This window comes from Bradyrhizobium sp. NDS-1 (assembly GCF_032918005.1).
Lineage (GTDB): Bacteria > Pseudomonadota > Alphaproteobacteria > Rhizobiales > Xanthobacteraceae > Bradyrhizobium > Bradyrhizobium tunisiense.
Genome location: NZ_CP136628.1, coordinates 6570925 through 6589481, shown reverse-complemented (window position 1 = coordinate 6589481; position 18557 = coordinate 6570925). Strand labels below are relative to the sequence as shown.

Genomic DNA, 18557 nt, shown 5'->3' with positions numbered 1-18557 from the left:
TTGGCAGCGGAGTGTCGCATACGTTCGCATTGCTACGAGGTCATATGCTCAGTCGCGCGCAGATACAGCAACTGCTCAACAATCTGCTGGAGCTCGGGCCGCGACGCCTGATGGCCCTGGGGCTGATCGGCTTTGCCGTTCTCGTCACCGTCGTCGGCGGCGCGTACTATCTGAGCCGGCCTGAATTCGAGACGCTCTATACTGGCCTCACCCGCGAAGATGTGACGCGCATGGGCGCGGCGCTGCGCGAGCAGAACGTCACCTTCGACGTCAATACCGCCGGCGATGCGCTCTCGGTGCGTCCGAGCCAGACCATGCAGGCGCGGATGCTGCTCGCCGAGAAGGGGCTGCCGACCAGCGCCAATTCCGGCTACGAGCTGTTCGACAAGATCGGCTCGCTCGGCCTCACCTCCTTCATGCAGGAAGTTACCAAGCTCCGGGCGCTGGAGGGCGAGATCGCGCGCACGGTCCAGTTGATGAAGGGCGTCAAGGCGGCGCGGGTGCATATCGTGATGCCGGTGCGCGGCTCGTTCCGGGCGACGCAGCAGCCGCCTTCGGCCTCGGTCGTGCTGCGCACCGACGGCGCGATCGAGGCGCGCACCGCGCAGTCGATCCGTCACCTCGTCGCCGCCGCGATTCCGGGCATGAGCCGCGACAAGGTGACGGTGCTGGACGCCGACGGCTCGATGCTGCTCGCCGAAGAGGACGAGGCCAGCGCCGCCCCGACCAAGATGGCGAGCCTTCAGAAGACGGTCGGCGGCATGGTGCAGGAGAACATCCGCAAGGCGCTTACGCCGTATCTGGGTCTCGACAATTTCGAGGTCAGCGTCGCGCCGCAGCTCTCCACCGACAAGCGGCAGATCAACGAGACCGTCTACGATCCGGAGAGCCGTGCCGAACGTTCGGTGCGGAACGTGCGCGAGAAGGAATCGTCGCAGAACGCAGACCGCTCGACGCCGACGACGGTGCAGCAGAATCTTCCCGATCAGCAGGTGAACGCCGCCGGCGGCAAGAATTCCAGCGAGGACAAGACCCGCCGCGAGGACGTCACCAATTTCGAGGTCTCGTCCAAGACCACGACGACTGTGAGTGACGGATATTCGGTGAAGAAGCTCTTCATCGCCGTTCTGGTCAATCGCGCACGGCTGGTCGCCGATCTCGGCGACAAGAGCAACCAGGCCATCGTCGACAGCAAGCTCGCCGAGATCAGCCAGCTTGCCGCGACGGCCGGCGGACTGGACAAGGCGCGCGGCGACCAGATCCAGGTGACGGCCGTCGATTTCATGGAGGGATCGCGCGAACTGGCGCCGGTACCTCCGATCAGCTTCGTCGAGATGATCAACAAGCAGCTCGGCAGCGTCATCAACGCGGTGACGATCCTGGCCGTTGCTTCGATGCTGGTCTGGTTCGGCTTGCGGCCGGCCGTCAACGGCATTCTGACCCATCGCGCGGAGCAGGAGCAGGTCGAGGCCGCCGAGGCCGCGGAGCTCGAAGCTGCTACCGCCCTCGCATTGGCCGAGAGCCAGGACCCCGAGCTCAATCTGGTCGAAGACCTCGAAGGCAAGATGCAGCGAACGCCGCAGAAGCGGCTGGAGCAGATCGTCCGGCTCGATCAGACGCAGGCGGCGGCGATCCTTAAGGACTGGATGCGACGCGAGGAGGCGGCATGAACGCGGCAATCGGAAAGCTCCTGACGCAGTTCGACGCGAACGGCCGGGCCAAGGCGCCGCCGCCTCCGCCGCTCGGGATACAGGACCTGCTGACAAGGCCGAAGGAGCTCGTGCGCGAGCCGCAGCCTCAGGCTCACCCGCAGCCACTGCCCCAGTCGCCGCCTGCGGCGCCGACGGCGGAAGCCCCGGCGACCAATCTCCTGGACGACGCTTACCGGCGTGGCCATTCGGCCGGCGTCGCGGAGGGCGATGCCAGGCTTGCCGAGGAGCGCGTCCGCAGCGCGATCCGGCTCGGCGAGGAGCGCGCCAAATGGTCCGACCAGCAGGCGGTCGCGATCGTCGGCGGATTCGAGGCGGCCTGCCGTGAGATCGAGACCAACATCGCAAGCTCCGTTGCGCGGATATTGCTGCCGTTCCTCGCCGACGCGGTCCGCGACAAGGCGATCGGATCGCTGGTCGAGCAGATTTCGGCGCTGACCGGCAACTCGTCGGTACCGGCTTTCAAGGTCACCGGCCCGCGCGAGCTGCTCGACCTCGTGAAGACGCAGCTCGATGCTTCCAGGCGAACCGGCATCGAATACGAGGCGGCTGAGGCACTGGAGGTCCGCGTCGTGGCCGACCAGACCGTGATCGAGACGCAGATGTCGGTCTGGAGCGAACGCCTCAAGGAAGCGCGCCGGTAGCCCGCCATGGAAGAGGTCAAGCATGAGCTGGTGATCGTTCGCCGCCGCAGCGCCTTCGCCGAGGAAGCGCATCACGGCGGCGTCTGGAAGATCGCCTATGCGGATTTCATGACCGCGATGATGGCGTTTTTCCTGGTCATGTGGCTGCTCAACGCGCTCAACCAGGACCAGAAGCAGGTGGTCGCGAGCTATTTCAACCCGATCAAGCTCGCGGAGAACGCGCCTGCCCCGAAGGGCCTCAAGGACCTTGCCAAGAAGGAGCCGTCGTCGTTCGAAGGTCAGGACGGCCGGCGTCAGCCGGCCGGTCCGAACGAAGAACGTCGCGGCGATTCCCCGACGGCCGAGAAGCCGCCCTTCTATGAAGAGAAGGTGCTGTTTCGCGATCCCTATGCCACGCTCGCCGAGATCGCGAGCAGCGCGAACCAGGCCTCGGGCCAGCGGCGCGCCGGCGCGCTGACATCCGCCGAAGAGGATGGTCTCAAGGGCGGCGATGCCTACCGCGATCCCTTCGATCCCGGCTATTGGAAGCTGGCGCCGCAAGCGTCCAAGGACGCCGATCGCATGATCGAGAGTGAGTCCAAGCCGAATGCCTCCGCGCGCAACGGCGCGTCCGGCACGCATCAGAGCGAGCCGCAGGCGCATCGTGCCAGGGCAGACGATGCCGGTGGAAGCCCGGCTCCGAGCGCGGATGCATCGTCCGCAAATCTGTCGCCGCTGCTGCCGCCGGCGCCAGCGCAATCGCCCCGCGAGGGAAGCGCCCAAACGACTGTCCAAGCCAACGCCGCCGCGCAGGCGCGCACCGCTGATACGACGAAGGAGAGCGAACCGCGCGATGCGGCGCAAACCCAGCAGCCGACCGTCAAGCAGCTTCAGGCCGCGATCGCGGACGCGCTGTCGGACATCAAGGCCGGCGCCGGGCCGGCGGCCGAGGTGCGCCAGGTCGAGGAGGGTCTTCTGATCAGCCTGACCGACGATGCGAGCTTCGGCATGTTCGCGGTCGGCTCGGCCGAGCCGCGACCCGAACTCATCCGCGTGATCGACAAGATCGGCCCGCTGCTGACGAAACGCCAGGGCATGATCATCGTCCGCGGCCATACCGACAACCGGCCGTATCGTTCGGAGACTTACGACAATTGGCGGCTGTCGACCGCTCGCGCCCAAATGGCCTATTACATGCTGGTGCGCTCCGGCGTCGACGCGCAGCGGATCGAGCATGTCGAAGGTTACGCCGACCGGAGGCCGAAGCTTCCGAACGATCCCGCTGCCGCGCAAAATCGCCGGATCGAGATCCTGATCCGTGAGAAGCGCCCTTGATCAGGCCACGGCTCCGCATCGTCCTGCTGCTCCTGCCGTTCATGGCGGCCAGCGCGCTTGCCGAGCCCGTGCGCCAGGGCGGCGAGCCGTACGAGCTCGTCCGCGCGCTGCAGGCGGTGCAGGACGGCATCGCCAACGGCGATACCGCCGCCCATGGCAGCCACGTCGCGCTGATCCGGCAGATCGGAGAGAAGTTTCTCGCCGCCGATCCCACCACGTGGAGCAATCCGCAGAACAGCCAGGCGGTGGTCATCTATCTGCTCAGCGGCGGCGCGCCGCAAATCGTCCGCAAGCTGCCGCGCGACAAGATGAATGTGGACGAGCGGCTGTTCAACGGTGCGCTTGCCTATGTCGAGGGTCGTCAGGAGGAAGCGCGGGAGCAGCTCAAGGACGTCAAGCCGCGAACGCTTCCCTCGGGCCTCGGCGGACAGGTCGCGCTGGTCCAGGGCGCGTTGTTTGCGCGTGCCGAGGCATCGTTCGCGATCGAGCGCCTGGACGATGCGCGCCTGCTGCTGCCCGGCACGCTCGTGGAGGAGGCGGCGCTGCGGCGTGAGATCCTGCTGGTGGGGCAGGCGGAGGATTTCGACAAGTTCGAGTTCCTGACGCTGGCCTATATCCGCCATTACCGCAACTCGATCTATGCCGGCGATTTCTGGCAGCGCTTCTCCACGGGCCTGACGCAATCGAGCCTGGCGCTCGACGGGCGCCGCTTCGCGCGGATCGCTGCCCTGCTGGAGCAGATCGATCGCACCAGCCGCCTCAAGCTCTATCTCGTGATCGCGCGCGCGGCCATGCTGCGGGGACAGCTGGCCGTGACGCGGCTTGCCGGCGAGCGGGCGTTGACGCTCAGCGCCGACGCCTCCGCTGATCGAGAGCGGGCGCATTTCTTCCGCGGCGCCTCGCGGGCGCTCACCGACGAATATGACGGCGGTCTCGCAGAGCTGAAGGCGCTCGACCGGTCGAAGCTGCCCGAGCGCGACGTCCCCCTTTTGAATGCCACGGTGCAGCTCGCGCTCGACGTTCGCAAGCCGTTTTCGGGCGGATCCGCCGCGCCGGCCGACAAGCCTCCGGCAACGCCGGCGCGTCTCGATCTGGCGTCGTCGACCGCGGCGCTCGCACGCGCGCGGAAGCAGCTCGGCGAACTCGAACTCCTCACCAGGGACCGCCGTCCATGACCAAGCTTACCGGAACCTCCGGACAGACTTTCTCGGGTCTCGCCGAGAGCCTCAACATGCGCGGGACGTCGCGTTCGGCAAAGAGCGCCGGAGCCAAATCGCAGGCAAGCTCGTCGTTCAACGATCTGCTCCACACCGTCTCGAATCTCGCCAGGCAGGCCCTGAACGAAGGCGGCGGCGAGACGACCGGGAAGGCCGGAACGCTGTGCCCGCGCCTGGCTCATTCGACCGAGAAGGAAACGCCGAAGGATACGATGGTGCACGAGCGCATCGCGGTGTCCGAGCGAGAAAAGTCCACGGAGGAGTCATCCGACAAGAAGGCCGAGAGGTCGTCGGAGAGACGACATCCGGCCGACCATGCCGCCAAGGTGGACGTTCAGGACCAGCCGGGCATGGCCATGGTCATCGGACCGGAGACCACGGCCGCGCCTGCCGTCGAGTCGCAGAAGCAAACGCAGTCCGCCGGCAGGGACGCGCCCGGACGCGACGAGCGAGCCTCCACGACGAAGCGCGACGTGCGGGATGCGGCGATGGCCGATGCCGTCCCATCCGGTGTCGCTCCGATCGCCGCGCGCTCGCAGGCCGCGGCTTCGCAAGCGATGGCCGCGCCGCGATCGACACCGGCGCAAGGCGGCGAGGCGTCGAAACCTATGCCCGCAACATCAGGCTTCGAGGCGGTCACGGCCAATGTCGAGCGCGCTGCCAAGGCCGCGGGGCGCGACGCAGTGCCCGAGACGACCAGGGTCACCGTGGTCCAGCAGGAAACCCATCTGCCGCCCGCGCAGTTCAACGCCCCACAACAGGTCGCCAATGCAGTGGTCGCCGAGCTGAAGGAATCTGCAGGCCCCGCGGCGGCTGCAGCACCCGATCTCGCCGCGTCGCAGGCCAATGCCCCGGATCAGCCGCTCAAGATCCTGACCATCAATCTCGAGCCGCCCGCGCTCGGCAACGTCACCGTGCGCCTGCGTCTCGTCGGCACCGAAGTGTCGGTCCACCTCGCGGCGGAACGCAGGGACACCAGCCAGATGCTGGACCAGCAGCGCGACCAGATCCGCGATCTCATGCAGTCGGCGGGCTATGTCGCCGACGTCGCGCCGGTCCAGCACGGTTCGCTGGACGGATTTCAGGGCGGATCCGGCCAGTCGCAGTCGCAGCTTTCGAGCCAGCAGCAGCCGTCGTCGCAGTCGCAAGGCTCGTTCGGCGGCGGCAGCACGTCGTCGGAGCAATCCGGCGGCGACGCGAAACAGGCCCGCCAGGAGCGCCAGTCCAACCAGGAGACGCGTCATGACCAGGACGTGGCGCCGCAGCTTCGTCGCGGCCCTGTTTATCTGTAACGCGGGCGCTGCCGAAGCGGCCGCCGACGGCGCGCGGCCTTGCGAGCGCGAGATGGCGCGTGCGGCCCGGCAGCACGGGATTCCGCTCGGCATTCTCTATGCGGTCGGCCTCACCGAGACCGGGCGCCGCGGCGCGCTGCATCCTTACGCGCTCGGCGCCGACGGCCAGACCGTGTTCGCCAGGGACGCCAATGATGCGATCGCAAACTTCGAAGCGATGAGAAGCAAGGGCATCAAGCTGATCGACCTCGGCTGCATGCAGATCAACCATTATTATCACAGCGACAAGTTCGCCTCCGTGCGCGCGATGTTCGATCCTGCCGGGAACGTCGAATATGCCGCGCGCTTCCTGAAAGAGCTGAAGCAGCGCGAGGGAAGCTGGACCATGGCAGTCGCCCGCTACAATGCGGGGCCCAACAATCAGCCGGCACAGAAGCGCTACGTCTGCCACATCGTCGCCCATCTCGTTTCGAGCGGTTTCGGCGCGTGGACCGACAAGGCGCGCTCGTTCTGTCAGCCGAAAACGACATGACGTGACGAGCTGAAGAAACGACTGACGGGACGACGACAAGTTGTGCATCGCTCCCAATCATCAGCCCCGCGCAAGCAAGAACCCCCATTGTAGCTGCAACCTACCAAAGGAGCCTACTTCATGAGCCTGTATGGTGTTATGCGCACCGGTGTTTCCGGAATGAACGCGCAGTCCAACAAGCTGTCGACGGTCTCGGACAACATCGCCAACGTCAACACGACCGGCTACAAGCGGGCTTCCACGGAATTCTCTTCGCTGATCCTGAAGAGCGGCTCCGGCAACTATGATTCCGGCGCGGTTGAGACCAAGGTTCGCTATGCCATCAGCGATGCGGGCAACACGCAGTACACCACGTCGACCACGGACCTTCGCGTCCAGGGCAATGGCTTCTTCGTGGTGTCGAACGCCAATAACACGCAGCAATTTCTGACGCGCGCCGGCTCGTTCGTGCCTGACAGCCAGGGCAATCTGGTCAACGGGGCCGGCTACTATCTTCTGGGCCAGCCCGGTCTTGTGACGAACTTCTCGCAGAACAGTCTGTCCGGCATGCAGATCGTCAACATTGCCCAGGTTTCGCAGGTGCCCGTGCCGTCGACGGCGGGGACGCTCACGACCGGCAATCTGGATCCGAAGGCGGCCGTCATTGCCGGTCCGCCCGGCCCGGCGTCATATTCATCGAAGAGCTCGATCGTGGCCTACAACAATATCGGCCAGGCCGTTACGCTCGACGTCTATATGTCCCACACGGCGACGGCTGCCGGCTCGGATACCTGGCAGGTTCAGGTCTACGATTCCGCGACGGGTACCTCGCTCGCCGCTGCCACCACTTTCACCTTCGACACGACGGCGGCCGGCAGGGGCGCGCTCGCCGGAGCGAGCCCGACCGGTCTCAGCTTCACCGTCCCCGGGGGCGCGGCGATGACCATGGATCTGTCGAATATGACGCAGGTCGGCTCCGAGTTCAGCTTCAAGGCCACCGTCAATGGCAGCGTCCCTGCGGCCATCGACAAGGTCGATGTCGATGATGCCGGCCACGTGACGGCTATCCTCAAGAACGGGCAGCAGCTGACGCTCTACACCATCATGCTCGCCGACGTCGCGAGCCCCGACAATCTGACGCCCGAGCCGGGCAACGTCTATTCGACCAACATGAATTCCGGCAACGCGCAGGTCGGAAATGCCGGCACGGGTGGCCTCGGCGCGATCCAGTCCGGCGCCCTGGAGGACTCCAACGTCGACCTTGCGGACGAACTCACCGGCATGATCGAGGCGCAGCGCGGCTTCACCGCGAACTCGAAATCGTTCCAGACCGGCTCTGACCTGCTCGACGTCGTCGTCAACCTGAAGCGTTAAGTCCCATCCCGGGCAAGAGCAGATCATGTCCCTTACCGCCGCCCTCAACTCGGCCCGCTCCTCGCTCATGGCGTCGAGCATCCAGTCGTCGACGATCTCGCGCAACATTGCCGGGGCCAGCGCCACCGGCTATTCGCGCAAGATCGCCGTGCTGGACAATCTTCCAGGCGCCGGCGTCTATGTTGCGGCGATCCAGCGCGCGGCAAGCGGCGGCCTGTTCACGAACGTCCTCACCGCGACGTCGGCGTCCGCCAAGCAGGGCGTGATCTACGAAGGTCTGCAGAAAATCTCGGCCGCGACGATCGACGATCCCGAGCTCGAACAGTCGCCGACCGCCCAGCTCAACAAGCTCAAGCAAGCGCTGCAGCAATTCGCCAACTCCACCGACAATGCGACCCTGGCGCAGGCCGCGGTGACGTCCGCCAAGGACATGGCGACGACGCTCAACCAGGCGACCAGGACCGTCCAGTCCGTCCGCGAGGGCGCGGACGCCGACATGGCGACGTCGGTCGCCAACATCAACCAGCTGCTCGCCCAATTCGACGAGGTCAACACCGCGATCGTGAAGGGAACGATCTCCGGCGACGACATCACCGACTATCTCGACCAGCGCGACGGCATCGTCTCCAGGCTGTCGGAGGAGGTTGGCGTCTCGATGTCGCTCCGTGCCAACGGCGACGCGGCGCTCTACACCGACAGCGGCGTCGTGCTGTTCGACAAGACGGCGCGAACGGTCAGCTTCGCGGCGACCAACGTCTACACGCCCGGCACCACGGGCAATGCGGTCTATATCGACGGCGTCCCGGTCACGGGAGCCAATTCCGTGATGCCGCTCAAGACCGGAAAGCTTTCGGGCCTCGCCGAATTGCGCGACAATGCCACCGTCACGTACCAGAGCCAGCTCGACGAAATTGCGCGTGGCTTGATCAATGCCTTCAAGGAAAGCGATCAGTCAGCCGTTCCGACGCTGGCGGACAGGCCCGGCCTGTTCACCTATCCCGGCGCACCGGCGATGCCCGCGAGCGCCACGATCTCGGTCGGACTCGCCGGTACGATCGCGGTTGCCGCGTCGGTCGATCCGGCCGCGGGCGGAAACCCGAATCTGCTGCGCGACGGCGCGATCAGCGGCGTTCCCGCCTATAATTACAACACGACCGGCAATGCCGGCTTTTCGACGCGGCTCCAGCAGCTCATCAACAACATGGAGGCGCCGCAGCCGTTCGCCCCGGCGGCTCAGGGCAAGCCGAGCGGCAGCGTGATCGAGTTCGCCTCGTCTTCGGCGAGTTGGATCGAAAGCCAGCGCAAGACCGCCGACGCCAACGTCCAGTACCAGAACACGCTGCTCGACCGCAGCACCGCGGCGCTGTCGAATGTCAGCGGCGTCAACATGGACGACGAGATGTCGTTGATGCTCCAGGTCGAGCGCACCTATTCGGCGTCGTCGAAGATCATCTCGACCGTCGACGAGATGTTGCAGAGCCTGCTGGCTGCCGTGGGGAATTAAGTCATGATGAGCGCCAACTACATCTCGACCCTGATGATGTCGTCCTCGTTGAGGTCGTCGATCACGAATAACCAGGCCGCGCTGACCAAGGCCTCGAAGGAGGCGACCACCGGCCGTTTCGCCGATGTCGGCCTCGAGCTCGGTACGGGGATGGGCCGCGACGTGGCGCTACGGGCCGATTTCAACTTCGCCGATCAGCTGGTCGACACCAACGAGCTGGTTTCGGGACGCCTCGACGTGACCCAGAACCGGATCACGCAGCTTGGCACGACCGCCTCGGAATTCCTCAAGAACCTGATCGCGGCCCGTGACGCCGACAGCGGCGCGAAGATCATCCTGCCGAGCGCGTCCGCCAACCTTCAGGACCTCATCGGCGCGCTCAACGTCTCCTACAATGGCGCGTATCTGTTCGGCGGCATCAATACGCAGACCGTGCCGGTCACGAACTACACGGCCGGCTCGGCCAGCAAGAACCAGGTCGATGCGGACTTTCTGGCGACGTTCGGCTTCTCGCAGTCGGCGGCCGGCGTGAGCACGATCACGCCGGCGCAGATGCAGAACTTTCTCGACAACATCCTCGATGCCGAGTTCGCAAGTCCGGCCTGGAACACCAATTGGTCGGCGGCCACGGACCAGACGCTGTCGAGCCGCATCTCCACGACCGAGGTCGTCGACAGCTCGATCAGCGCCAACCAGCCCGGCTTCCGCAAGCTGGCCGAGGCCTACACCATGCTCACCGATCTCGGCAATACCAGCCTGAGCAAGGCCACGTTTCAGGTCGTCGTCGACAAGGCCATCAGTCTCGTCAGCGGCGCGATCAACGATCTCGCCGTGCTCGGCGGTACCGTCGGCTCGATCCAGCAACGGGTCACCGGCGCATCCGAAAAGCTGAAGATCCAGAAGGACATCCTCAACAACCAGATCGTCAAGCTGGAGGCGGTCGATCCGACCGAGGCCTCGGTCCGCGTCACCACCTTGCAGACCCAGATCAAGACGGCGCTCGCGCTGACGTCGCAGCTCCAGCAGATCAGCCTCATCAACTATCTCTGAAGTCGGAGCTCGCAACCTTTGTCCTGTTATCCGGTCTCCTGCGCAGAGTGGTTCTGATGACGTTTGAAGCCTATGAAGCCGTCGTCGACGAAAGTGGTTTTGAGGCGCGGGGCCGGGAGCGGCAGGCGCTCAGCCTCGGCATCGACCGGCTCGAGCGTCTCCGGGAGGGCCACTTCAGCTTCGAGGATCTGGTCGAGAGCCTGCTCTATGTGCGGCGGCTGTGGACGATCTTCATCGAGGATCTCTCGCACCCTGAAAACGGACTGCCGGAAAAGCTGCGCGCCGACATCATCTCGATCGGCCTGTGGGTCGTCAAGGAAGCCGATCGCCTTCGCGAGGAGAGATCGAACGACGTGATGCAACTCATCGAAATCAACCGCCTGATCCGAGACGCTCTTTGATGAAAGTCTCCTTGCGCGCGGGCGAACGCATCTACATCAACGGCGCGGTGCTGCGCGTGGACCGCAAGGTCTCCGTCGAACTCGTCAACGACGTGATGTTCCTGCTCGAAGGGCAGGTCATGCAGGCGTCCGACGCCACCACGGCGCTGCGGCAGCTCTACTTCATCGTCCAGCTCATGCTGATGAACCCGACCGACATCCGCGATGCCGCGGCGCTCTACGCGCAGCATCACGCGGTCCTGTGTTCCGTGTGCGAGAGCCGCGAGATGCTGGACGGGCTTGGCGCGGTCGACGAACTGGTGCAGGCGACCCGCTACTTCGAGGCGCTCAAGCGGATCCGGGCCCTGTTCCCGGTGGAGCAGGCCATCCTGGCCGGCGCCGTACCCATTTCCCCCGTCGAAGCTGCCTGACAGCGGAGAGACACATGAACGTCACAGGCGTGACCGACACGACCGGCAAGTCCAATGCGGCCGACCAGACCACGGCGTCGAGCAGCGGCGTCGACTACAACACGTTTCTTCAGCTCCTCATCGCCCAGATGAAGAACCAGGATCCGACCAATCCGATGGAAACCTCGGAATATATGAGCCAGTTCGCGCAGCTCTCGACGGTCGAGCAGGCGATGCAGACCAATTCGAAGCTGGATGCGCTGCTGTCGTCGCAGTCGTTGTCGCAGGCCAACGGCCTGATCGGGAAAACCGTCAGCTTCACCGACGCCACCGGAGCCACCTTCAGCGGCAAGGTCGTTTCGGTCTCCATCAACAGCGACGGCTCCATCGCGACCCTTCAGGACGGCACCAAGGTCGCGGTCGGGCCCGGTCTCACGATCAGCCAGTCATGAACGAGCGGGACGCTCTCGATATCGTCCAGGCGGCGATCTGGACCATCATCGTCGCCTCCGGGCCCGCCGTCGGCGCCGCCATGCTGGTCGGCACCGTCATCGCGCTGATCCAGGCCCTGACCCAGATCCAGGAGATGACGCTGACCTTCGTTCCGAAGATCATCGTCATTCTGCTGGTCGTTGCCGTCTCCGGCTCATTCATCGGCGCGCATCTCTCCACCTTCACCGAGATGGTCTATTCGCGGATCGAGCACGGCTTCTGACCCGGGCAGCGGCCTGCCACCACCCTCGCGTAAGCTTTGCGCGGCAGATTGCAGGCCGGACCCCTCTGCCGGTGACCCATGGCCGATACGTTAGCTGCTAGCCTGCCGACCCCACGACGAGTGGGGGCCGACGCATTTTTCGCCGGCGGCATCGTGGCCATGCTCACGATCCTGTTCCTGCCGATCCCGCCGATCCTGATCGATCTCGGCCTTGCGTTCTCGATCGCGCTGTCTGCGCTGATCCTGATGGTGGCGCTGTGGATCCAGCGGCCGCTCGACTTCTCGGCCTTCCCGACCGTGCTTCTGATCGCGACGATCCTGCGCCTGGCGCTGAACGTGGCGACCACCCGCCTGATCCTGTCGCGCGGCGGGGAGGGCGAGCATGCTGCCGGCCACGTCGTCGCCGGCTTCTCCAAGTTCGTCATGGGCGGCGACTTCGTCATCGGCCTGATCATCTTCGCCATCCTGGTCACGGTGAACTTCGTCGTGATCACCAAGGGTGCGACGCGCATCGCCGAAGTCGGCGCCCGCTTCACTCTCGACGCAATTCCCGGCAAGCAGATGGCGATCGACGCGGATCTGTCGGCGGGGCTGATCGACGACAAGGAAGCCCAGCGTCGGCGCCGCGAGCTCGAAGAGGAGAGCGCGTTCTTCGGCGCCATGGACGGAGCCTCGAAATTCGTTCGCGGCGATGCCATCGCCGGCCTGCTCATCACCGCGATCAACATCTTCGGCGGCATCATCATCGGCGTCACCCATCACGGGCTGACGCTGTCGCGTGCCGCCGACGTCTACACCAAGCTCTCCGTCGGCGATGGCCTGGTGTCGCAGATGCCGGCGCTGATCGTGTCGCTGTCGGCGGGCCTTCTGGTCTCCAAGGGCGGCACCAGGGGGTCGGCAGAGCAGGCCGTGCTGCGTCAGCTCAGCGGCTATCCGCGCGCGGTGTCGGCCGCCGCGCTGATGATGTTCGTGCTCGCCTTGATGCCGGGTCTGCCGATGGCGCCCTTCCTGCTGCTCGGCGGCGTCATGGCCTTCGTCGGCTACTCGCTGCCGAGGCGGCAGGCGGACCGGGAGCGCAAGGAAGCGGCCCTCAAGGCCGACGAGCGTGCCCAGACCGAGGCCAAGGAATCCGTCAAGGAGCAGCTCAAGACCGCCGAGATCGAGCTGGCGCTCGGTGGCCACCTTTCGGTCCATCTCCTGGGCTCGCGCACCGAGCTTGCGCACCGCGTCGCCAAGATCCGCAAGAAATTCGCCAAGCAGTACGGCTTCGTCGTTCCCGAGATCAAGCTCACCGACAATCTGTCGATCGACCCCAAGGGCTACCAGATCCGCATTCACGACACCCGCGTCGCCCACGGCGAGCTCAGGCTCGGCGAAGTGCTCGTGCTGGTCGACAAGGACGGCAAGCCCGACGTGCCGGGCGAAGAGGTGATCGAACCCGCTTTCGGCATGAAAGCGCTCTGGGTGACGGAAGCCTTCACGGACGAAGTCAAGCGGCAGGGGTGCAAGCCGGTCGACAATCTGTCGGTGCTGCTCACCCATCTGAGCGAAGTGATCAGGGCGAACCTCGCCCAGCTCCTGTCCTACAAGGACATGCGCGCGCTGCTCGACCGTCTCGATCCCGAATACAAGCGCCTCGTCGAGGATCTCTGCCCGTCGCAGATCTCTTATTCGGGCCTGCTGGCGATCCTGAAGATCCTGCTGGCCGAGCGCGTCTCCATTCGCAACCTTCACCTGATCCTCGAGGCGATCGCCGAGATCGCGCCCCATGTGCGGCGCTCCGAGCAGGTCGCAGAGCACGTGCGGACGCGGCTCGCCCAGCAGATCTGCGGCGACCTTTCGGACAACGGCGCGCTCAACGTCGTCCGTCTCGGCAACCGCTGGGACCTCGCGTTTCACCAGAGCCTGAAGCGCGACGCCAAGGGCGACGTCGTCGAGTTCGACGCCGATCCGCGCCTGATCGAACAGTTCGCGACCGAAGCCAGCGCCGCGATCCGCAAGTTCACCGAGAGCGGCACCAGCGTGGTGCTGGCGGTCACCCCGGAAGCGCGCCCCTATGTCCGGATGATCCTGGAGCGGGTGTTCCCGACATTGCCGGTGCTGTCGCATGTCGAAGTCGCGCGCAGTGCCGAGATCAGGGCGCTCGGGGCGGTCTCGTGATCAGCGGTCTTGCCGACAGCGTGCTGGTGACGTTCATCGTGTTCTGCCGCATCGGCGCCTGCCTGATGCTGGTGCCCGGCTATTCCAGCGTCAATGTTCCGGCCCAGGTCCGCCTGTTCGTCGCGCTGGTCACGACGTTTGCGCTGGCGCCGATCCTGATCGCGGTGCTGAAACCCCTCACGGACAACGCGGCGCCGCTGACGCTGGCGCTCCTGATCGGCTCGGAGCTCCTGGTCGGCAGCGTCATCGGGCTCGGCGGCCGCGTCTTCTTCCTCGCGCTCCAGACCATGGCGACCATGATGGCGAGCGCCATCGGCCTCAGCAACATCCCGGGGACGCCGGTCGCCGACAGCGATCCGGCGCCGGCGCTGGCGCCGCTGATCATGGTGTCCGTCACCACACTGTTCTTCATGACCGACCAGCATTGGCAGGTCCTGCGCGGGCTGATGAACTCCTACGACGTCTGGCATCCCGGCAGCAGGCTCGGCGGCAACATGGCGCTCGACCAGCTGGTCGGCCGTCTGTCCGACGCGTTCGTGCTGACGCTGCGGATCACCAGCCCCTTCATCGTCTATTCGGTAATCGTCAACCTGGCGGTCGGCCTGATCAACAAGCTGACGCCGGCAATTCCGGTCTATTTCATCTCGGTGCCGTTCGTGCTGTTCGGCGGCTTCCTGCTGCTCTATCTCACCAGTGACGAACTGCTAACGCAATTCATGCTCGGCGTCTCGTCGTGGCTGGCGGGGTGACCGGTATGGCCTCGCGCGTGGACAAGCTCGGCCGGATGGTTTCGCTCATGAAGCTGCAGCTCCGGCTGTCCGAATGGCAGCTCGCGCAGTTGCAGCAGCAGGAGAGAAGCCTGCAGGACGAGCAGGAATGGCTGGTGGGCGCCCTCAACGATGGCAAGCCGCCCGCGGGCTCGTCGAGCGAATCGATCGCGCGGCGCCTGAACCGGACGAGCGTCGGCGCGCGCGAGATTCGGGCGGAAGCCGCGCAGCAGCTCGACCAGGTTCGCAGCGAGAACCGCCGCGTGAAGCAGCTCGAGGAGGTGGCGAAGGCGGCGCTGGCCGGCAAGCGTCGCGATGCGGAGAAGCGCGTTCTCGAGGAGATGACGGGACGAAGCCCTGCCGTGCGCGCCTGGACGCCGCGGCCAGCCAACCGGAACAAGCCATGATCGTGACAGCCACACCCGACCTCGTTCTCGACGTCCTCGAAGCCGCCGATCCCGTGACGCAGCGCGCGGCGACCGCGAAGCTCGATGCGCTGAAATCCTCCGATGCGGACTTCGCCGCCACGATGGATGCGGAGGCCGGCAAGGCGGCGGCCACCGAATCTGCGGCGAAGGTTTCGGAGGTGCACTCGGATGCGGTGAACGGGGAGCCGGTGCGGGTGATCAAGGCGCCGGCATCCGGCGAGGTGTACCGGAAGTTCGAAGCTTTCATCCTCCAGACCTTCGTTGAGACGATGTTGCCGAAGGACTCGGAGGAGGTGTTTGGCAAGGGCACGGCCGGCGGCGTCTGGAAGTCGATGCTGGCGGAGCAGCTTGGCAACCAGCTGGCAAAGGGCAAGGGCATCGGCATCGCCGAGCGGCTCGCCGTCGCCGCGCATCCGCCCGGACCGAACGGTACGGGCAAGGCCGGATGATGATCCGCGAATGAATGACAGAAATCGAAGGGTGAATTTCCGATGCAGGCACGAGAAAGCGCGGCGGCCATGGTGGTCGAACAGCCCGTCGCTGACACCGAGGTGATGACGGAAGCCGCGGCGGCCGATGCGCTGCTGCCGGTGCTGCTGCCGAGCGTAGGCAGCGAAGCCGTGGTCGGCGGCGCGGATGCGGCGAGATCTGACGAGGTAAGCGGCCTGCTGGCGGCAATCCGCCGGCTCGAGAGCATCGTCGAGGAGGAGACGGTCGCGCTCGCGACGGGTCAGAAGATCGATTTCGACGACTTCAGCGCGCGCAAGAGCCGGAGCATGCTCGAATTCGTCCGGCTGATGCGGGCGGGGATGCATCTCGGCGCCGAAGGCGAGGTCACCGCGGAGATTCAGCGACTGCGCGAGAAGCTCGAGCGCAATCGTGCGATCCTCGAAATGCACTACGACGCGGTGCGCGAGGTCGCGGGCATCATCGTCAAGGCCATCAAGGAGGCCGAGTCGGACGGCACCTATACCGGTCGCGCAGCACAGGACGGAAAATGATCAGACTGGTGCTGGCCGGGCTCTGGGTATGCATCCTCACCGCGGGCACGAGCTACGCCGTGGCCTATTGGAAGGAGAACGGCAGCCTCTTGCCGGCAAAGGACGAATATCTGGACGGGCTGCAGTATCAGAAGACGCGGGCCCTCAGCGTGCCCATGGTCGAGAACGGCAACGTGCAGGGCTACATCGTCGCGCGCTTCGTCTACACCGTGGAGGCGCGGACCATGCACCAGCTCAGCGTTCCGCCGGAGCCGTTCGTCGTCGACGAGGCCTTCCGCAGGATCTATGCCGACGACCGTCTCGACTTCAGGAAGCTCGCTCGTTACGACCTTTCCATCCTGACGACAGCCATCAAGCAGCGCGTCAACGAGCGGATGCAGGCTGACGTCGTCCAGGATGTCCTGGTCGAGGACTTCAACTACGTCTCCAAGGAAGAATTCCAGTCGAAGCCGTAGTGCGTGGCGCAGCGTAGTCGCGGTTGAGGGCATTCCCTGCGGCCATCCTTCGAGACGCCCGCTTGAACGGCTGCCTGCCGTTTCGCCCGCTGAAACTGCAACGGCCTCCGCGAAGGTGCTTCGCGGAGGCCGTTGTCGGTTCGGAGCAGCAGGCTTGCGCCGTGTCAGTTTCCGGCCGGATACGCTGCCGGCGCGGCATGCGCTCTGTTGAGGAGAATGCCAACCTCGCCGAGCTCCTGCATGGGCACGTCGAGGGCCTCGCCGGCGGGGATGTTGAGGCGATATCCGACGTAGCGCCGGGCCACGATCGCGTCGAAGCCCAGGCGGTCGCGGAGCTTCTTGCGCAGCTTGCTGACGTGGCTCTCGATCACGCTCTCGTCGAAAGTGGACTCGAAGATGCCGTAGACCGCGTTGAAGATCTGCGTCTTGGTGATCCACTTGCCGTGATTGCTGACCATATATTCGAGAATGCGCAGCTCGCGGCGGGGCAGGGTGAGGGCGTGCCCCGCGATCTCGGGGTCACGGCCGTTGAAGAAGACCTGGATCCTGGTCTCGCAGGGCCTGGGCAGCTCGCCCACCCGGCGTCGCGCGATCGCGGCCGTTCGGGCGAGGATCTCGCGCAGATGAATCGGAACGTGCACGACGTCGTCGACGCCCGACTCGAACAGCTCGAGCGTGTTCTTGAGCATTTTCTGGCCGCTCACCGCGATGATGGGAGCCGAGGAACGCTTGCGCATCGCCCGCGGCAGGCTTCCGCGGGCATCGCAATCCCCGAGGAGGAAGGCGTCGACCGCTGCCAGATCCGATTCGCTTGCGGATTGCAGCCAGTCCCAGAATTCCCCGGAGGAGAAACCGATCGACGATACGCCTTCGCGAACGAGCCCTCCAACGTAGCTGTTCGCGACGCTCTCGCGATCATCAACGATAATATACATCAGTCTTTCGCCCCTGTTTCGCACTTGTTGCGGCCGGTTGTTTGTTGTGATGCCCCGGCTCGGCAACGATGCTGTTTGACGACATTCCTTCCCGCGAACCGTTGTTATGGTTTCGATATTCGCGGGCAGCCCTACGCATTCAGTGCCTGCGTCTCGCAGGCCTGTTACTTCGACTCGATACTGAACGCTTACTGCGTGAGGCCCGGCGGGTGTCTTACGGATCACCTCGCGGAGCGGATTGAGAAACGACCTAGAACAGTTGCGCCAAGTTGCTCATCGCGTCCGAACACTACTGAAACTGTGTCGATCTCCTCGCCAACTGGCGAGAATCACTTGACTAGGACCGTAACGATTGCCGATTTCCGATCAAGCGTGCGCCACAAAGCGATTGCTACGTGTGCTTGATGCTGTTGGTTTGTTTCGGGTTGTTTCTTGATAAATTCAATCGTATCAGTTGATTTGATAACTGAACTAGTTCTGCACCGTAACGGTTCTATGGTTCCGCATCCCCGTACAATTACAGCCATTTCAGGTGGTGCTGGGGATCACGCATATCGAACGGTTTTCAACCCGGGATTGACCCACTCGCGTCTGTTTCCACATGCGACAATTCGACTCACATGTGGCGACTGGACTTCAGCTTGGCGAAATCTTGGCGAGGGTGTGTCTTTCGAGTCGCACTCTCGCCACG

The 18557-nt window shown here is 64.9% G+C and carries 20 protein-coding genes; 19 read left to right on the top strand and 1 reads right to left on the bottom strand.

The features are described from left to right. Window positions 1-44: 44 nt before the first annotated feature. The 19 genes from fliF to RX330_RS30590 all read left to right on the top strand — a co-directional run bounded on the left by fliF (window position 45) and on the right by RX330_RS30590 (window position 16931). Entirely contained in the window at window positions 45-1670 is a 1626-nt protein-coding gene (fliF, locus tag RX330_RS30680) for a flagellar basal-body MS-ring/collar protein FliF (protein WP_212088504.1), read from the top strand. Continuing rightward, window positions 1667-2353 carry a hypothetical protein gene (locus RX330_RS30675; RefSeq protein ID WP_317240970.1) on the top strand — a complete coding sequence of 229 codons (687 nt, stop codon included), beginning with the start codon at window positions 1667-1669 and terminating at the stop codon, window positions 2351-2353. The genes fliF and RX330_RS30675 overlap by 4 nt, the downstream gene beginning before the upstream one ends. 6 nt (window positions 2354-2359) lie before the next feature. Then, complete coding sequence (locus RX330_RS30670; RefSeq protein ID WP_317240969.1) at window positions 2360-3667, top strand: MotB family protein; 1308 nt, start codon at window positions 2360-2362, stop codon at window positions 3665-3667. Continuing rightward, on the top strand, window positions 3664-4842 hold the full coding sequence (locus RX330_RS30665; RefSeq protein WP_317240967.1) for a chemotaxis protein: 1179 nt from the start codon (window positions 3664-3666) through the stop codon (window positions 4840-4842). The genes RX330_RS30670 and RX330_RS30665 overlap by 4 nt, the downstream gene beginning before the upstream one ends. Further along, window positions 4839-6176, top strand: a complete 1338-nt coding sequence (locus RX330_RS30660; RefSeq protein WP_317240966.1) for a flagellar hook-length control protein FliK — start codon at window positions 4839-4841, stop codon at window positions 6174-6176. Before RX330_RS30665 ends, RX330_RS30660 begins: the two co-directional genes overlap by 4 nt. After that, a complete protein-coding gene (locus tag RX330_RS30655; protein ID WP_317240965.1) occupies window positions 6127-6708 on the top strand; it encodes a transglycosylase SLT domain-containing protein in 582 nt (193 codons plus the stop codon). The genes RX330_RS30660 and RX330_RS30655 overlap by 50 nt, the downstream gene beginning before the upstream one ends. A gap of 120 nt (window positions 6709-6828) precedes the next feature. Continuing rightward, the gene (locus RX330_RS30650) at window positions 6829-8061 is read left to right on the top strand and encodes a flagellar hook protein FlgE (protein WP_317240964.1); all 1233 of its coding nucleotides are present in this window, start codon (window positions 6829-6831) and stop codon (window positions 8059-8061) included. 25 nt (window positions 8062-8086) lie between these two features. After that, entirely contained in the window at window positions 8087-9565 is a 1479-nt protein-coding gene (gene flgK, locus RX330_RS30645; RefSeq protein ID WP_317240963.1) for a flagellar hook-associated protein FlgK, read from the top strand. 3 nt (window positions 9566-9568) lie between these two features. Next, window positions 9569-10615, top strand: coding sequence for a flagellar hook-associated family protein (locus tag RX330_RS30640; RefSeq protein WP_317240962.1), 1047 nt, complete (start codon window positions 9569-9571; stop codon window positions 10613-10615). A gap of 56 nt (window positions 10616-10671) precedes the next feature. Beyond that, the gene (flaF, locus tag RX330_RS30635; protein ID WP_212089106.1) at window positions 10672-11016 is read left to right on the top strand and encodes a flagellar biosynthesis regulator FlaF; all 345 of its coding nucleotides are present in this window, start codon (window positions 10672-10674) and stop codon (window positions 11014-11016) included. Beyond that, the gene (gene flbT / locus RX330_RS30630) at window positions 11016-11426 is read left to right on the top strand and encodes a flagellar biosynthesis repressor FlbT (RefSeq protein WP_317240961.1); all 411 of its coding nucleotides are present in this window, start codon (window positions 11016-11018) and stop codon (window positions 11424-11426) included. The genes flaF and flbT overlap by 1 nt, the downstream gene beginning before the upstream one ends. 14 nt (window positions 11427-11440) lie before the next feature. After that, window positions 11441-11857, top strand: coding sequence for a flagellar hook assembly protein FlgD (gene flgD, locus RX330_RS30625; protein WP_317240960.1), 417 nt, complete (start codon window positions 11441-11443; stop codon window positions 11855-11857). Then, window positions 11854-12120, top strand: coding sequence for a flagellar biosynthesis protein FliQ (gene fliQ, locus RX330_RS30620; protein ID WP_126255050.1), 267 nt, complete (start codon window positions 11854-11856; stop codon window positions 12118-12120). The genes flgD and fliQ overlap by 4 nt, the downstream gene beginning before the upstream one ends. 78 nt (window positions 12121-12198) lie before the next feature. Beyond that, window positions 12199-14280, top strand: coding sequence for a flagellar biosynthesis protein FlhA (flhA, locus tag RX330_RS30615; RefSeq protein ID WP_317240959.1), 2082 nt, complete (start codon window positions 12199-12201; stop codon window positions 14278-14280). Continuing rightward, a complete protein-coding gene (fliR, locus tag RX330_RS30610) occupies window positions 14277-15029 on the top strand; it encodes a flagellar biosynthesis protein FliR (protein WP_317240958.1) in 753 nt (250 codons plus the stop codon). Before flhA ends, fliR begins: the two co-directional genes overlap by 4 nt. A gap of 5 nt (window positions 15030-15034) precedes the next feature. Continuing rightward, on the top strand, window positions 15035-15454 hold the full coding sequence (locus tag RX330_RS30605) for a hypothetical protein (RefSeq protein WP_317240957.1): 420 nt from the start codon (window positions 15035-15037) through the stop codon (window positions 15452-15454). Next, window positions 15451-15924, top strand: coding sequence for a rod-binding protein (locus tag RX330_RS30600; protein WP_317240956.1), 474 nt, complete (start codon window positions 15451-15453; stop codon window positions 15922-15924). Before RX330_RS30605 ends, RX330_RS30600 begins: the two co-directional genes overlap by 4 nt. Before the next feature lie 42 nt (window positions 15925-15966). After that, the gene (locus RX330_RS30595; RefSeq protein ID WP_317240955.1) at window positions 15967-16476 is read left to right on the top strand and encodes a flagellar biosynthesis protein FlgN; all 510 of its coding nucleotides are present in this window, start codon (window positions 15967-15969) and stop codon (window positions 16474-16476) included. After that, window positions 16473-16931, top strand: a complete 459-nt coding sequence (locus RX330_RS30590; RefSeq protein ID WP_212088558.1) for a hypothetical protein — start codon at window positions 16473-16475, stop codon at window positions 16929-16931. The genes RX330_RS30595 and RX330_RS30590 overlap by 4 nt, the downstream gene beginning before the upstream one ends. Before the next feature lie 164 nt (window positions 16932-17095). Here RX330_RS30590 and RX330_RS30585 read toward each other — a convergent pair whose 3' ends face one another. After that, window positions 17096-17866 (bottom strand): response regulator transcription factor, encoded by a 771-nt coding sequence (locus RX330_RS30585; protein WP_317240954.1) that lies wholly within the window; start codon window positions 17864-17866, stop codon window positions 17096-17098. Window positions 17867-18557: the final 691 nt, after the last annotated feature.

Bases quoted from the DNA above. Each gene is read 5' to 3' on its own strand.
- fliF (WP_212088504.1), top strand. From the start codon at position 45: ATGCTCAGTCGCGCGCAGATACAGCAACTGCTCAACAATCTGCTGGAG.
- RX330_RS30675 (WP_317240970.1), top strand. From the start codon at position 1,667: ATGAACGCGGCAATCGGAAAGCTCCTGACGCAGTTCGACGCGAACGGC.
- RX330_RS30670 (WP_317240969.1), top strand. From the start codon at position 2,360: ATGGAAGAGGTCAAGCATGAGCTGGTGATCGTTCGCCGCCGCAGCGCC.
- RX330_RS30660 (WP_317240966.1), top strand. From the start codon at position 4,839: ATGACCAAGCTTACCGGAACCTCCGGACAGACTTTCTCGGGTCTCGCC.
- RX330_RS30655 (WP_317240965.1), top strand. From the start codon at position 6,127: ATGACCAGGACGTGGCGCCGCAGCTTCGTCGCGGCCCTGTTTATCTGT.
- RX330_RS30650 (WP_317240964.1), top strand. From the start codon at position 6,829: ATGAGCCTGTATGGTGTTATGCGCACCGGTGTTTCCGGAATGAACGCG.
- flgK (WP_317240963.1), top strand. From the start codon at position 8,087: ATGTCCCTTACCGCCGCCCTCAACTCGGCCCGCTCCTCGCTCATGGCG.
- RX330_RS30640 (WP_317240962.1), top strand. From the start codon at position 9,569: ATGATGAGCGCCAACTACATCTCGACCCTGATGATGTCGTCCTCGTTG.
- flaF (WP_212089106.1), top strand. From the start codon at position 10,672: ATGACGTTTGAAGCCTATGAAGCCGTCGTCGACGAAAGTGGTTTTGAG.
- flbT (WP_317240961.1), top strand. From the start codon at position 11,016: ATGAAAGTCTCCTTGCGCGCGGGCGAACGCATCTACATCAACGGCGCG.
- flgD (WP_317240960.1), top strand. From the start codon at position 11,441: ATGAACGTCACAGGCGTGACCGACACGACCGGCAAGTCCAATGCGGCC.
- fliQ (WP_126255050.1), top strand. From the start codon at position 11,854: ATGAACGAGCGGGACGCTCTCGATATCGTCCAGGCGGCGATCTGGACC.
- flhA (WP_317240959.1), top strand. From the start codon at position 12,199: ATGGCCGATACGTTAGCTGCTAGCCTGCCGACCCCACGACGAGTGGGG.
- RX330_RS30605 (WP_317240957.1), top strand. From the start codon at position 15,035: ATGGCCTCGCGCGTGGACAAGCTCGGCCGGATGGTTTCGCTCATGAAG.
- RX330_RS30600 (WP_317240956.1), top strand. From the start codon at position 15,451: ATGATCGTGACAGCCACACCCGACCTCGTTCTCGACGTCCTCGAAGCC.
- RX330_RS30595 (WP_317240955.1), top strand. From the start codon at position 15,967: ATGCAGGCACGAGAAAGCGCGGCGGCCATGGTGGTCGAACAGCCCGTC.
- RX330_RS30590 (WP_212088558.1), top strand. From the start codon at position 16,473: ATGATCAGACTGGTGCTGGCCGGGCTCTGGGTATGCATCCTCACCGCG.
- RX330_RS30585 (WP_317240954.1), bottom strand. From the start codon at position 17,866: ATGTATATTATCGTTGATGATCGCGAGAGCGTCGCGAACAGCTACGTT.